A 14126-nucleotide genomic window follows, 5' to 3' on the forward strand; every position below is an offset into this window, starting at 1 on the left:
GTTCTTGACAGAAGTTTGGGTTAGTGGAAGCCTGTGAGAGATAAGGTCTCGAAACCATCGATGTCATTGATTCTTCTTGAACGGATCGCTTGCACTCGTAGCGAGCCACGTCGCGGCCGGGGACCGTTGCTCTTGAATTCGAGGATGAGCAGTTTGTGCCTGGAGCACACCGATGGAACGTCGAGCGATTTCTGTCCGAGGAATCGTCCAAGGGGTGGGCTTCCGTCCCTTCGTTCACCATCTCGCCTCGAGGTACGGACTTCGTGGCTTCGTGAGGAATCAGACCGACGGGGTGCTGATCGAGGTGGAGGGAAAAGGTCGCTCACTGGACCGGTTCTTGACCGAACTGACGTCCCAGCCGCCGCCATTGGTGCAAATCGACGAAGTCCGCTGGGTGGCCCGAAGGCCTCGCGGCGATCCTCTCTTCCAGATTAATCTCAGCACCAACGACGCGACCGGCGTGGTCTTCCACTCGCCTGATGTCGCTACGTGCGACGACTGTCTCGTTGAACTGTTTGATCTGCGTGACCGGCGGTATCGGTATCCTTTCCTGAATTGCACCAACTGCGGCCCGCGTTTCACGATCATCCGTGGCGCCCCCTACGACCGCGAGCGGACGACGATGGAGTCGTTTGCGATGTGCCCCGCGTGCCTCGCGGAGTATCAGGATCCGAGCAACCGTCGATTCCATGCCGAACCGATCGCCTGTCCCGCGTGCGGTCCTCGGTTGCAGGCCCTCGACGCGCATGGCCAATCGATCTCGTCCGAAGATCCGCTGGCTGCGGCGGGCGCCGCGTTGCGTCAGGGGAGGATCCTCGCCCTCAAGGGCCTGGGGGGTTACCACCTGGCTTGCCTCGCGACCGACGGGCGGGTCGTCTCGGAGTTGAGACGCCGCAAGCATCGCGATGAGAAACCGTTTGCCATCATGGTGCGCGATCCGGCGGAGGCCCGTCGAATCGCCGAGCTTTCCCCGGCCGAAGAGGCGTTGCTGGTTTCCCGGCGACGACCGATCGTCTTGCTCCGTCGACGTGCCGGCGTCGACGTGGCCGACTCGGTTGCTCCCGGGACTCGCGAACTCGGCCTGATGCTGCCTTACACGCCATTGCACCACCTCTTGCTCGATGAGCTCGGGGCGACTCCTCTGGTGATGACCAGCGGCAACCGGGCCGACGAGCCGATTGCCTACGACGATCACGATGCGCAAGCTCTCCTTTCCGGCATCGCAGACCTTTACATGACCAATAATCGATCGATCCACATGCGATGCGATGACTCGGTCACGCGTTTTGTCGCGGGCGATGAGATGCCGATCCGCCGATCACGTGGCTATTCCCCGCAACCATTGAGGCTTCCCATCGCCTGCCTGAGGCATACGCTGGCGCTCGGCGGGCAACTGAAAGCGACCTTTGCACTGGGACGCGATCGCCTTGCCATTCTGAGCCATCACATCGGCGATCTCGACCACTTCGAAGCGTACCGGTCGTATACCGAGGCCATCACGCACTACGAACGACTCTTCGCCTTTCGGCCTGAATTCCTGGCGCACGACTTGCATCCGGATTATGCTTCGACGCGCTACGCAGCAGAGCACCCTGCCCTGGTGCTGCTTGGGGTGCAGCATCATCATGCGCACATTTCAAGTTGCATGGCCGAGCATGGCCTGAACGAGCCCGTCATCGGCGTTGCTTTTGATGGGACGGGTTATGGGGCCGACGGCGCGGTCTGGGGCGGCGAGTTCCTGACGGGAGACTACCGCGCGTTCAGGCGTGCGGCGCACCTGATGTACGTTCCCATGCCAGGCGGGGATCAGGCGATCCGAGAGCCGTGGAGGATGGCCGCCGCCCACCTCGTCAATGCTGGGTATGATCTTTCGCAACTCCGCGAATACGTTCACGCAACGACGCTGGCCGGTGTTCATCAGCAGATCGAGCGTCGATTCAACGCCCCGTTGACGTCGAGCGTCGGCCGACTCTTCGACGCCGTCGCGGCACTGGCCGGCGTGCGCCAACGGGTCAGCTATGAAGGCCAGGCGGCGATCGAACTCGAAGGATTGGCATCGACCGTCTCGGACGACGGAGTCTATCCGTTCGCGATCGAGTGCGGTTCGAGCCTCGTCATCGACACACGACCGCTGATTGCCCAGGTGGCCGAGGAGGCCCGCAACGGCTGCGAGGCGTCGGTCATCGGCCGCCGATTCCATTCGACCCTGGTTGAGATGATCGCCCGAGTCTGCTCGCGCTTGGCCGAGGAGACCGGGATCCGCACGGTTGTCCTCAGCGGCGGCGTCTTCATGAACGTTTTGCTGACGACCGAGACGGTCGCGAGGTTGACGCGCGACGGGCTCCGGGTCTACCGGCACCGGAGAGTTCCGACCAACGACGGAGGGTTGTGCCTGGGTCAGCTCGCCATTGCGGCCGCGTGGCAGGAGTCAGGGGTGGTCTCAGGATAGGAGTCGCCGATGTGCCTCGGGGTCCCCGGAAGAGTGGTCGAGACCTACCAAGAGCACGACGTCTTGATGGGCCGAGTCGAGTTCGGCGGGGTCTATAAACGGGTCTGCCTGGAGCATGTCCCCGAGGCACGAGTTGATGATTATGTCCTCGTCCATGTCGGGTTCGCCCTCTCGCGGATCGACGAGGTCGAAGCGCATCGGGTGTTCGCGTTTCTGAAGGAGATGGACCAACTCGACGAGTTGGAGGCATCCTCGCCATGAAATACCTCGACGAATATCGAGACGGCGCGGCGGCTGAGAAGCTCGCGGCGGCAATCGCACGCACCGTCACTCGCCCATGGACGATCATGGAGGTTTGCGGCGGCCAGACGCATTCCATCGTGAAGTATGGGATCGATCGGATCTTACCCCCCGAGGTCGAACTCGTGCATGGGCCGGGGTGCCCGGTTTGCGTGACCTCACTCGAGATGATCGACCGGGCGCATGCGATCGCCTCGAAGCCCGACGTCATTTTCTGCTCCTTCGGCGATATGCTCCGCGTTCCGGGCTCGCGTGGCGACCTCTTGCAGCTCAAGTCGCAGGGGAGCGACGTACGGATCGTCTACTCCCCTCTCGACGCCGTGAACCTGGCGGCGGCCAACCCGTCGCGGCAGGTCGTCTTCTTCGCGATCGGGTTCGAGACTACGGCGCCCCCGAACGCGATGGCGGTTTGGATGGCGAAGCGTCGAGGACTGACCAACTTCAGCGTCCTGGTCTCGCATGTGCTTGTGCCGCCGGCGATGGCCGCGATTCTCGAGTCGCCCGGTAACCGCGTCCGGGGGTTCCTGGGGCCGGGGCACGTCTGTGCCGTGGTCGGTACGAGCGAGTACGTGCCGATCGCCGAACGTTACCTCGTGCCGATCGTCATCACGGGCTTCGAGCCGCTCGACCTTCTCGAAGGGGTGCTCAGGACCGTCAAGCAACTCGAGAGCGGGCGTGCGGAGGTCGAGAACGCGTACGCCCGAGCCGTCCGCTCCGAAGGGAATCCCGCGTCGAGAAGGCTCATCGACGACGTCTTCGAAGTCTGCAACCGCAAGTGGCGAGGGATCGGAATGATCCCGCAGAGCGGATATACTCTCCGCCCCGAGTACCGCGAGTTCGACGCCGAGCGCAGATTCGAGGTCGCTGGGATCGAGACGCACGAATCCTCGATCTGCATCAGCGGAGAGATCCTCAAGGGGAACAAGAAGCCTCACGACTGCCCGGCCTTCGGTCGGCTCTGTACGCCGCAAAACCCGCTCGGCGCGACGATGGTCTCCTCCGAAGGTGCTTGTGCCGCCTATTTCGCCTACGGTCGGCATCGAGAGGCGTGGCCTAATGAATCGATCGTTCCTGTCGAAGACCTGGCCCCCCTCGTGGCCAGCGGGGAGGGCGTCGGCTCATGACTGATCGCCGTTCGACGATCGATGTCGGACTCCTTGGGGCCTGTCCGGTCCCCCTGTCGCGGTACGACCGGATCGTGCTCGGGCACGGTGGCGGTGGGTTGCTGACTGCCGAACTCATTCAGCGAGTCTTCCTCCCCGCGTTCGACAACGATGTGCTCGACGCACTCGAGGATCAGGCCACGCTCCGACTCGGCGGGGATAACGGTGTAAAGGCTCCTCGAATCGCCTTCTCCACCGATTCGTTCGTCGTCCGACCGCTCTTCTTCCCCGGTGGCGACATTGGCAAGCTCGCGGTCCACGGGACCGTGAACGACCTGGCGGTCGGCGGTGCTCGTCCACTCTTCCTGTCGGCGGCATTCATCCTCGAAGAGGGGCTGCCGATCGCCGATCTGAAACGAATCGTCGCCTCGATGCGGTCTGCCTGCGATGAGGCGGGAGTGGTGCTCGTGACCGGTGATACCAAAGTCGTCGACCGGGGCAAGGGTGATCAGGTTTTCATCACGACCGCGGGGATCGGCCTTGTGCCCGAGGGCCGTTCGCTCTCGATCCGGTCGGCTCGGGCGGGCGATTGCCTCGTGGTATCCGGGACGATCGGGGATCACGGGATCGCCATCATGTCAGTACGCGAGGGGATCGAATTCGAGACCGTGCTCGAAAGCGATACCGCCCCGCTGAACGACCTCGTCCGAATCATGCTCGACGCCTGCCCCTCGATCCGAGCGATGCGCGACCCGACCCGAGGCGGCGTGTCGAGTGCCTTGAATGAGCTGGCCGAGGCGTCTCGCGTGGGAGTCAAGCTCGACGAGGCGTCGATCCCGGTCCGTTCCGAGGTCCGAGGTGCCTGCGAGATGCTCGGGCTCGACCCCTTGTACGTTGCCAACGAAGGTAAGCTGATTGCCGTCGTCCCCAGCGAGGATGCAGAGCGGCTCGTCACGGTCATGCGATCGCACCCATTGGGCCGGGACGCGGCCCTGATTGGCAAGATCGTGGCCGAGCATCCGGGCATGGTCACCATGAGATCGCTCGTGGGAGGCGAACGGGTCGTCACCCTGCTTTCAGGGGAACAATTGCCGCGCATCTGCTGATCCTCCATTCGACCCAAGATCATCGCCGTGTGGGAGGGGTGCCGACATGAGCTCCGCCTTGAAACACGTGAAGGTCAAGGAGCCCGAGCCCAAGAGGACCGCGTGGCAGGTCATGTACCACGAGATCATCGAAGGGCTGGGCGTGCTTGATCGGCTGTCCTTCGCACTGTCGATCTCCAGCCTGGCGGCGGGGCTGGATCTGGACTGCGGCCCATTCTCCATGGCGTTCGTGCTGACCGATGTCGATGGGAAGCGACCGCAAGTCTTTGGTCAATGCCTACGTCAAAGTGTGGCTCATCTCTGCGGCCATCGGGCCAGGTGGCCTCCATCACGTGGCCTTTGGGACCGTGGAGATCTTCGCCGGGCGGAGAGCGCCGCTTCCCCGGTTTGGCCACTTCCTTCTCCGGTCGAGGCTGGGCAAGATCATCGGAGGGAGCTTAATCGTCGCCTTGATCGAGTGCGGTCATGCGAGACCGGACTGACCTAACCCGCTCTTCCTGAGGGTCCCACAAGCGAGAGGAGTCGGATCATGGCAGAAGCGACGGTCCCCTACGGACGAAAGACGCAACGAGCGTCTGCCGTCAAGGAAGTTCACATTCTCTGGATCACGGCCGGTCTCGGCTGCGATGGCGACTCGGTCTCGATCACGGCGGCCACCCAGCCCAGCATCGAGGATGTCCTGCTCGGCGCCATTCCGGGGCTCCCCAAGGTCCACCTTCATAATCCCGTGCTCGCCTTCGAAAATGGCGATGAGTTTATGAGCTACTGGTATCGGGCCGACGAGGGCCGGCTCGAGCCATTTGTGCTGGTCGTCGAAGGGTCGATCCCCAATGAGAAGATCAAGGAGGAAGGGTATTGGGCCGCGCTCGGTACGGACAAGAAGACCGGGCAGCCGATCACGACCTGTGAGTGGATCGACCGTCTCTCCCCCAAGGCCACGGCCGTCGTGGCGATCGGCACCTGCGCGACCTACGGCGGCATCCATGCGATGGAGGGGAACCCCACCGGCTGCATGGGCCTGCCCGACTACCTCGGCTGGCACTGGAAATCCAAGGCGGGCCTGCCGATCGTCTGCGTGCCGGGCTGTCCCGTTCAGCCCGACAACTTCATGGAGACGCTCCTGTACTTGCTTTACCAGCTGGCGGGTCTCGCGCCGATGATCCCGCTGGACGACTGCCTCCGGCCCACCTGGCTCTTCGGCAAGACCGTGCACGATGGTTGCGACCGCGCGGGGTACTACGAAGAGGCCAATTTCGCGACCGAGTACGGGTCTCCGAAGTGCCTGGTCAAGCTCGGCTGCTGGGGGCCGGTGGTCAACTGCAACGTTCCCAAGCGAGGCTGGATGGCTGGCATCGGGGGCTGTCCCAACGTCGGTGGGATCTGCATCGGCTGTACGATGCCGGGGTTCCCCGACAAGTTCATGCCGTTCATGGACGAGCCGCCAGGCGCACGACTGTCATCGACCGCGATCGGGTTGTACGGCCGGATCATCCGAAAACTCCGCCACTGGACCATGGACACGGCCAACAAGGAGCCCAAGTGGCGTCACAATCGTCCCGAGTTGACCACCGGATACCGCCCTCAAACACCCGTCAGGTCATAAAGGAGAGGCTCGATGGCCATCGATGTCACCCCCGAGAAAGACGTTCGCGCCTCGGCCGGCAACCTGGTCGAGATGTCCTGGGATCCGATCACCCGGATCGTGGGGAGCCTGGGGATCTACACGAAGATTGATTTCGCGGCCCGCAGGGTCGCCGAATGCTATAGCACCTCGTCGATCTTCCGGGGCTACAGCATCTTCATGAAGGGCAAAGACCCCCGCGACGCCCACTTCATCACGAGCCGGATCTGCGGGATTTGCGGGGATAATCACGCAACCTGCGCGTGTTACGCTCAGAACATGGCCTTCGGCATCCGCCCGCCCAACATCGCCGAATGCATCGTTAACCTCGGCGAAGCGGCCGAGTACATGTTTGACCATAACCTGTACCAGGACAACCTGGTCGGCGTCGACTTCTGCGAAAAGATGGTCAAGGAGACCAACCCTGGCGTTCTCAACCTGGCCGAGCGGACCGAGTCGCCCCACGCTGAACTGCACGGCTACAAGACGATTGCCGACATCATGCGCGCCCTCAACCCGTTCACCGGCACATTCTACCTGGAAACCCTCCAGATGAGCCGGATGACCCGCGAGATGTTCTGCCTGATGGAAGGGCGGCACGTTCACCCCTCGACACTCTACCCTGGAGGCGTTGGCACAGTCCCCACGGTCCAACTCTTCACGGACTACCTCGTTCGGCTGATGAAGTACGTCGAATTCATGAAGAAGGTCGTGCCGCTCCATGACGACCTGTTCGACTTCTTTTACGAGGCCCTGCCGGGCTACGAGGAAGTGGGTCGACGGCGGATCTTGCTCGGTTGTTGGGGCTCGTATCAGAACCCTGACGTCTGCGATTATACGTACAAGAACATGACCGAGTGGGGCCGAGCGATGTATGTCACGCCGGGGATCGTGGTCGACGGCGAGCTCGTCACGACCGACCTGGTCAAGATCAACCTCGGTATCCGGATCTTGTTGGGGAGTTCTTACTACGACGACTGGCAAGAAAACGGCGAGATCTTCGTCAAGCACGACCCGCTCGGCAACCCGGTCGACCCCCGTCATCCCTGGAACCAGACGACGCTGCCGAGGCCGCAGAAGCGCGACTTCAAAGACAAGTATACGTGGGTCATGTCGCCCCGCTGGTACGATGAACGGACCAAGGACTACCTCGCTCTCGATACTGGCGGCGGCCCGATTGCCCGGCTCTGGGCGACTGCGCTGGCAGGGATCGTTGACATCGGCTACATCAAATCCACCGGCCGAAGCGTCAAGATCTATCTTCCCAAGACCGCCTCGAAGCCCGAAGTCGAGTTTGAGTGGAAGATCCCCGAGTGGAGCAACGCCCTCGAACGCGACCGGGCGCGCACCTATTTCCAGGCCTATTCCGCGGCGGCGGCGCTTCACTTTGTCGAGCAAGCCCTCAAGGAACTTCATGCCGGCCGGACCAAGACTTGGACCGAGTTCAAGGTTCCCGACGAGGCGATCGGCTGCGGATTCCACGAGGCGGTGCGAGGCGTCCTCTCGCACCACGTCGTGATCCGCGGCGGTAAAATCGCGAACTACCACCCCTACCCTCCGACCCCCTGGAACGCCAATCCTCGCGACTGCTACGGGACACCTGGCCCTTATGAAGACGCGGTGCAGAACACCCCGATCTTCGAGGAGAACGGGCCCGATAAGTTCAAGGGGATCGACATCATGAGGGCGGTCCGCAGCTTCGATCCGTGCTTGCCTTGCGGCGTTCATATGTTCCTGGGGAACGGCAAGACTCTTGAGGTCCGCCACTCCCCTATGTTCGGCTCTCAACGCCCGGAGTAACCACCGGATGAACGCCACCGACACCGACTTCCGCGGCCGGATCGGTCGGATTGAAACGCTGATCGAAGAGATCGAGCGCTTCGCCGACCCGTCCGCGCAGGCACAGGCCCGTGAGATCGTCCAGGCACTGCTCGAATTCCACGGTGCCGCCTTGGCGGCCCTGATCGGCCACGTCACCAGAGTTGGCTCCCCCGGCCTCGCGATCATGGAAGCGATCGCGCGTGACGACCTGACCTCCAACCTCCTCCTGCTTCACGATCTCCACCCTCACGACCTCGGTGCGCGGGTCGCACAGGCCCTCGACCGCGTCCGCCCCCAACTCGCCACGCACGGTGGTGACGTCGAGCTGCTGGGTATCGATGACGGAGTCGTCCGGCTCAGGCTGAAGGGAAGCTGTCAAGGCTGCCCCTCCTCGGCCGCAACACTGAGGCAAACCATCGAGAGGGCCATTCTCGACGCGGCTCCCGACGTCGCGGCCATCGAGCTCGAGGGGCCCGCCGAACCCTCCCACTTGGCCTCGCTCCCGATCGTGACGATTGGGGCTCCATCACCGATCCGGATCGGAGGGGATCGATGATGCCGTCGACGGAACAACGCCCCTGGAGCGTCCTCCGCCAGTTCGTTCGCCCTCGTCCCCCGGCCGAGCGATGCGAACTCTGCGGGGCTTCGATCGCTCCGGAGCATTCACACCTCCTGGAGCCATCGACACGACAGCTTCATTGCGCGTGCACGGCCTGCTCGATCTGCCTCAGTGGCCTGCAAGATGCCCGCTATCAGCGCGTCCCTCCACGCGCCGATTCGCTCGACGATTTCCGAATGAGCGAGGAGATCTGGGAAGATTTTCATCTCCCGATCAACCTCGCGTTCTTCCTCCATAATTCTGCCGCCGGCCGCGTGCAAGCCTATTTCCCGAGCCCGGCCGGGGCCACCGAATCGCTCCTGACCCTGGAAAGCTGGGACCGGCTCGTCTCGGAAAACCTCGTTCTCCGCACTCTCCAACCAGACGTCGAAGCCCTGCTCGTCAACCGTCTGAACGGGTCAAATGCGACGTATCTCGTCTCGGTCGACGAGTGCTACAAGCTTGTCGGCTTGATCCGAGCGTACTGGCACGGCTTCTCGGGGGGCGCGGCCGTCTGGGGGCAGATTGTCGCATACTTCGAAGGGCTCGAGGCGCGGTCTAGACCGTCGGGAGGGACCCCCCATGCCCGAGTTGAACTTTGAGGTCGAGCGGGCCGAGCCTGTCCCGCACGCAGCGTCTCCGCTCCTCTACCTCAAGCTGAAAATCACCGATGTCGCGGGTCTCGAGGCCTTGCCGATCCCGGCCGTTGCGCTCCGGTGTCAGATCCGGATCGAGCCGACTCGCAGGAAATACGTCGTGTCCGAACAACAGCGGCTCCTCGACCTCTTCGGCGAGCCCGCACGCTGGGGCCAGACGCTCAGGAGCATGCTCTGGACCCACACAAGCCTGATTGTGCCGCCGTTCACCACTCAGACGGTCGTCGATCTACCGGTTCCCTGTACGTATGATTTCAACCTCGCAGCAACCAAGTATTTTTATGCCCTGGAGGATGGTGACGTTCCCCTCTGCCTGCTCTTCAGCGGGACCATTTTCTCCGCGGAGGAGGAGGACGGCCCGCTCCAGGCGACCCCGATCTCGTGGGAAAAGGAGGCCGATTTCCGGCTCCCGGTTCAGGCCTGGAAGGCGATGATGGATCACTATTATCCCAACATCGCCTGGCTCTGCCTGCGTCAGGACGTGTTCGACCAGCTCTATCTCTTCAAGAGCCGGCTCGGTCTGTCGTCGTGGGAACAGGCATTGGAGCGACTTCTGGACGCCAGCCGAGAGCAGGTGGAACCGTGAATCGACACATGGTGGACCGGCTCGTCAACGCCCTCCTTTATGAAGGCTATCTGCTCTATCCCTATCGACCCTCGGTGAAGAACCGCCAGCGCTGGTCGTTCGGAGGTCTGTATCCGCCATCGTGCACCGCCGGCCGCATTGGATCCGATACCAGCGCAATGCAGGCGCAATACCTCGCGACGGGCGGCCCTGAAACGATCCTGACAGTCTCGGTCAGGTTTCTGCATGTCGTCTTACGTCGTGTCGGTCAGCTTGAACGACCACAGGTCGAATGGCCCGGCGACGGGTCGATCCCTGTCCGTTTCGTCGAGTCGCTCGCGGTCGGTGATACAGTCATTCACTCCTGGCAGGAGGCAGTCGAACGGGAGATCCCGCTCGATGACGTGGCCATGAGCGAGCTCGTCGCCAGCCCTTGCCGAGTCGAATTCGGCTTCGGCCCCGGGACGGAACGCGAACCGATCCGCGAGCCTTCAGGGGCGATTCTTGGGCTCTTCGAGCGTCAGCTCCGCCGAATTGAAGGGGTCGTCGACCTCTCGGCTGAGCGTGTTCGCGAAGGCGTCTATCAGATCACGGCCCGAGTCGAGAATCGGACGCCGCTCGTGACCGTCACGCCCGATAATCGCGACGAGGTGCTCCTGCATGCTCTGTCCTCGACGCACATCATTCTCGGCACCGAAAATGGATCGTTGATCTCTTTACTCGATCCGCCGGAGCCACTTCGCGAGCTTGCGGCCGGCTGTCAGAACGTCGGAACCTGGCCCGTGCTGGTCGGGGCCGAGGGTGAGACCGACACGATGTTGTCATCGCCGATCATTCTTTACGACTATCCGCAGATCGCGCCGGAGAGTCCTGGCGACCTGTTTGATTCGACCGAGATCGACGAGATCCTCACGCTCAGGATCATGACTCTGAGCGACGAGGAGAAGCGTTCGATGGTCGCGCTCGACGAACGCGGCGGAGCCATCCTGGCTCGCGCTGAATCGATGGTGCGTGGAGAGCTGATGAGCCTGCACGGCACCTTCCGGGAACGACGACCGGCCTCGGGAGGGCCAGAACATGGATCTCTGGGGTGAACTCGAAGGGCCTCCGCTTCAGAGCGTCCACGTCGTCGGGGCCGAGCTTCGCGTCGGCGACCCCGTCCGCCTTCGGCCGCTCGGCGACACCGATATCATGGACATCGCCCTCAAGGGCAAATCTGCCGTCATCGCCTCGATCGAGCAGGATTACGAAAATAGAATCCACATTGCCGTGATTGTCGATGACGATCCCGGCCGCGATCTCGGCCTGTCAGGGAAGCCCGGTCACCGCTTCTTCTTCCGGCCGGAAGAGGTCGAGCCGATCATGGACGAACGAGGGGAGGCATCATGACTCCTCGACTCCTCATCGCCTGCATCGGCAACATCTTCCTGGGAGACGACGCGTTCGGGTGCGAAGTGGCGCGTCGCCTGTCGGTGCGTTCACGGCCGGAAGGGGTCCGCCTGGTCGATTTCGGGATTCGCGGGTTTGACCTGGCCCTCGCCTTGCTTGATGAGGCCGTCGACGTCGCGATCCTGGTCGACGCCGTCCCTCGCGGCGAGCCGCCCGGCACTCTCTATCTCATCGAGCCCGATTGGGAAGCGGGGGCCGACGTCAACGAGCCGACACCCTTCGAGACGCACTCTCTCGATCCTGTCAAGGTCCTCCGCCTCGTGCTCACACTTGGTGGACGTTCCAAGCGTGTCCTCCTGGTTGGCTGCGAGCCGACTCCGTTCGACGAAGATAACGATCCGCCTGCCGATTTGAGCTCGCCCGTTCAGGAGGCTCTCGATGAGGCCGTGCGGATGGTCGAGTCACTCGTCGTTCAGATTCGCGAGGGTCGAGAAGTCATTGCCATGCAGTAATCCACGGCTAGTCGTTTCGATGGAGGAGCATTCATCATGCGAATTATTCAAGACATTGCCGAATTCCTGGCCGGAGTCGTCATTGCACTGGTGACGTTGCTGATCCTGGCCGTGGGCGCGCTATTCGCATTCGGATCGATGGGAAAATACATCAGAAATAAATCGATGTAGGGTGAGTCTATGCACGAGCTGGCAATCGCGCAAGAGATCGTCGCGATCGTGTCCGATTGCGCCGCCGGCGCGCGGGTCACACGCGTGGTCCTGGAAGTCGGCAAGCTTGCGGCGGTCTTGCCCGATGCGGTCCAGTTCTGCTTCGAGCTCTGCGTCGAGGGAACTTCGCTGGAAGGGGCGAGCTTGGTCATCATCGAGACGCCCGGGCTGGCACGCTGTCGCGAATGCGGGGGGAATGTCCCACTCGTCCGCCCGTTTGGACGTTGCGAATGCGGCGGCACCGACCTGGAGTGGCTCTCCGGCGAACAACTGAAAATCAAGGAATTCGAGGTGGTTTAATGTGTACAACATGCGGGTGCTCCGATCATTCACGGCCCAGGCTCACCGACCTTGAGACCGGACTGATCATCCCCCTCGACGATCACGATGAACACTCCCATGCATTTGATCATGGCCATGATCATCATGGTGACGGTCACGACCATTCGCATCACCACAGCCATCAAACGACCAAGATTTCCCTGGAAACGGCCGTTCTCGCCAAGAACGACCGCCTGGCCGAGCGAAACCGGAACTGGCTTGCCGGTCGCGACATCCTTGCACTCAACCTGGTCAGCTCGCCCGGGGCGGGAAAGACCAGCTTGCTCGAACGGACCATCAGCGACCTCGCAGGCGTTCTTCCGCTCTCGGTGATCGAAGGTGATCAGGAAACCCTGAATGACGCCGAGCGAATCCGCGCGACCGGGTGCCGGGTCGTTCAGATCAACACCGGCACCGGCTGCCATCTCGACGCCGGGATGCTTGCACGGAGTCTTGATCAGCTCAATCCGCCGCCAGGCTCGGTTGTCCTGATCGAAAACGTCGGCAATCTCGTCTGCCCAGCCCTCTTCGATCTCGGCGAGCACGCCAAGGTGGTGATTGTCTCCGTCACCGAGGGCGACGATAAGCCTCTCAAGTATCCTCACATGTTCCGAGCCGGCTCGGTCGTCATCCTCAACAAGATCGATCTGCTCCCCTACGTGCTGTTCGACGAATCCCGGTTCCTCGACCACGTCCGCCAGGTCAACCCTGCTCTCCGCGTTCTGCGTCTCTCCGCGATCCGAGGCGACGGCCTATCTGAGTGGTATCGATGGCTCTGCACACAGTCGACGGAGCGTTCTCGACCGAACTCCGCGGTTCCTCAACATGAGGAGGAGACGGAGAGTTCGAAGAGCCGACCGACTCCAGTCCGGCCAGCGTAGTTCGGCTTCAACGGGGGTGCATTGGCGTGGCGGATGTACGAGGCCACTAGGTCCGGTCGCAGGTGTAGGGCGGATCGCTCGACGAACGGCCGGGAGCGATGTTCCGCGGCGACATCCGTCAGCAGTCGGTGAGACCTTGTCTAGCGCCACAACTCCTCGCCCGTGTTGGCGTCCGGGGGTAGGTGCCCCGATCTTCTCGGGGTGCCTGCGACTCCTTGGAGGAATTCCGCTTGTCCACCGGGCATTTCCGTCGGCGGCCGCCATGACTGCGCCCTAGCTCACGGCGATGCGGAGGGGTAAATCCACTTTTCGATCGAGACCGGCGGTATCGTGCCGCTCCTACGAAATCACTGCCAAGGCGAGATCCACGCTCAAGAATCCACTGACGCAAGTCTTTAGAGATTAACGGATTGCGAGAGGAGGGGGTCGAACCCTCACGCCTTTCGGCACAGGAACCTAAATCCTGCGCGTCTGCCAGTTCCGCCACTCTCGCTCGCCCGGATTCGGGACGAGGCCAGAATACCTCATTCTCGGGGGGATCGCCATCGCATCCTGGCATGGAGGCGGCTGGTGGGTGACGGCGGGGCCGTGGTT

16 protein-coding genes and 1 tRNA gene are annotated in these 14126 nt (G+C 62.5%); 15 read left to right on the forward strand and 2 right to left on the reverse strand.

Going from position 1 to position 14126, the window contains the following annotated elements; all coding sequences use genetic code 11:
- Nucleotides 1-172: 172 nt before the first annotated feature.
- The 6 genes from hypF (at nucleotide 173) to EP7_RS01815 (ending at nucleotide 8379) form a co-directional block, all read left to right on the forward strand.
- Nucleotides 173-2449, forward strand: a complete 2277-nt coding sequence (gene hypF / locus EP7_RS01790) for a carbamoyltransferase HypF (RefSeq protein WP_463525856.1) — start codon at nucleotides 173-175, stop codon at nucleotides 2447-2449.
- Between the two features lie 9 nt (nucleotides 2450-2458).
- Entirely contained in the window at nucleotides 2459-2710 is a 252-nt protein-coding gene (locus EP7_RS01795; RefSeq protein ID WP_463525857.1) for a HypC/HybG/HupF family hydrogenase formation chaperone, read from the forward strand.
- Nucleotides 2707-3873, forward strand: a complete 1167-nt coding sequence (gene hypD, locus EP7_RS01800; RefSeq protein ID WP_463525858.1) for a hydrogenase formation protein HypD — start codon at nucleotides 2707-2709, stop codon at nucleotides 3871-3873. The genes EP7_RS01795 and hypD overlap by 4 nt, the downstream gene beginning before the upstream one ends.
- Nucleotides 3870-4958: a hydrogenase expression/formation protein HypE gene (gene hypE, locus EP7_RS01805; protein WP_463525859.1), complete on the forward strand. Its 1089-nt coding sequence runs from the start codon at nucleotides 3870-3872 to the stop codon at nucleotides 4956-4958. Before hypD ends, hypE begins: the two co-directional genes overlap by 4 nt.
- A gap of 529 nt (nucleotides 4959-5487) precedes the next feature.
- Nucleotides 5488-6561, forward strand: a complete 1074-nt coding sequence (locus EP7_RS01810; RefSeq protein ID WP_463525860.1) for an NADH-quinone oxidoreductase subunit B family protein — start codon at nucleotides 5488-5490, stop codon at nucleotides 6559-6561.
- 12 nt (nucleotides 6562-6573) lie between these two features.
- Nucleotides 6574-8379 carry a nickel-dependent hydrogenase large subunit gene (locus tag EP7_RS01815; protein WP_463525861.1) on the forward strand — a complete coding sequence of 602 codons (1806 nt, stop codon included), beginning with the start codon at nucleotides 6574-6576 and terminating at the stop codon, nucleotides 8377-8379.
- Here the strand turns inward: EP7_RS01815 and EP7_RS01820 are convergent.
- Nucleotides 8351-8779: a hypothetical protein gene (locus EP7_RS01820; protein ID WP_463528481.1), complete on the reverse strand. Its 429-nt coding sequence runs from the start codon at nucleotides 8777-8779 to the stop codon at nucleotides 8351-8353. The genes EP7_RS01815 and EP7_RS01820 overlap by 29 nt on opposite strands.
- Here EP7_RS01820 and EP7_RS01825 point away from each other — a divergent pair.
- The 9 genes from EP7_RS01825 (at nucleotide 8726) to hypB (ending at nucleotide 13532) form a co-directional block, all read left to right on the forward strand.
- Nucleotides 8726-8956, forward strand: coding sequence for a NifU family protein (locus EP7_RS01825; RefSeq protein WP_463528475.1), 231 nt, complete (start codon nucleotides 8726-8728; stop codon nucleotides 8954-8956). The genes EP7_RS01820 and EP7_RS01825 overlap by 54 nt on opposite strands.
- Entirely contained in the window at nucleotides 8953-9600 is a 648-nt protein-coding gene (locus EP7_RS01830) for a DUF5947 family protein (protein WP_463525862.1), read from the forward strand. Before EP7_RS01825 ends, EP7_RS01830 begins: the two co-directional genes overlap by 4 nt.
- Nucleotides 9581-10240 (forward strand): DUF6084 family protein, encoded by a 660-nt coding sequence (locus tag EP7_RS01835; protein WP_463525863.1) that lies wholly within the window; start codon nucleotides 9581-9583, stop codon nucleotides 10238-10240. Before EP7_RS01830 ends, EP7_RS01835 begins: the two co-directional genes overlap by 20 nt.
- Before the next feature lie 599 nt (nucleotides 10241-10839).
- Nucleotides 10840-11313 carry a hypothetical protein gene (locus EP7_RS01840; protein ID WP_463525864.1) on the forward strand — a complete coding sequence of 158 codons (474 nt, stop codon included), beginning with the start codon at nucleotides 10840-10842 and terminating at the stop codon, nucleotides 11311-11313.
- 97 nt (nucleotides 11314-11410) lie between these two features.
- Nucleotides 11411-11608, forward strand: a complete 198-nt coding sequence (locus tag EP7_RS01845) for a hypothetical protein (RefSeq protein ID WP_463525865.1) — start codon at nucleotides 11411-11413, stop codon at nucleotides 11606-11608.
- Entirely contained in the window at nucleotides 11605-12120 is a 516-nt protein-coding gene (locus EP7_RS01850) for a hydrogenase maturation protease (protein WP_463525866.1), read from the forward strand. The genes EP7_RS01845 and EP7_RS01850 overlap by 4 nt, the downstream gene beginning before the upstream one ends.
- A gap of 36 nt (nucleotides 12121-12156) precedes the next feature.
- Nucleotides 12157-12291 carry a hypothetical protein gene (locus tag EP7_RS01855; RefSeq protein ID WP_463525867.1) on the forward strand — a complete coding sequence of 45 codons (135 nt, stop codon included), beginning with the start codon at nucleotides 12157-12159 and terminating at the stop codon, nucleotides 12289-12291.
- A 9-nt stretch (nucleotides 12292-12300) separates the two neighbouring features.
- Nucleotides 12301-12630 carry a hydrogenase maturation nickel metallochaperone HypA/HybF gene (locus tag EP7_RS01860; protein ID WP_463525868.1) on the forward strand — a complete coding sequence of 110 codons (330 nt, stop codon included), beginning with the start codon at nucleotides 12301-12303 and terminating at the stop codon, nucleotides 12628-12630.
- On the forward strand, nucleotides 12630-13532 hold the full coding sequence (gene hypB / locus EP7_RS01865; protein WP_463525869.1) for a hydrogenase nickel incorporation protein HypB: 903 nt from the start codon (nucleotides 12630-12632) through the stop codon (nucleotides 13530-13532). The genes EP7_RS01860 and hypB overlap by 1 nt, the downstream gene beginning before the upstream one ends.
- A gap of 411 nt (nucleotides 13533-13943) precedes the next feature.
- Here the strand turns inward: hypB and EP7_RS01870 are convergent.
- A tRNA-Leu gene (locus EP7_RS01870) sits at nucleotides 13944-14025 on the reverse strand.
- Nucleotides 14026-14126 lie beyond the last annotated feature (101 nt).

This window comes from Isosphaeraceae bacterium EP7 (genome assembly GCA_038400315.1).
In the GTDB taxonomy this organism is placed as follows: Bacteria; Planctomycetota; Planctomycetia; order Isosphaerales; family Isosphaeraceae; genus EP7.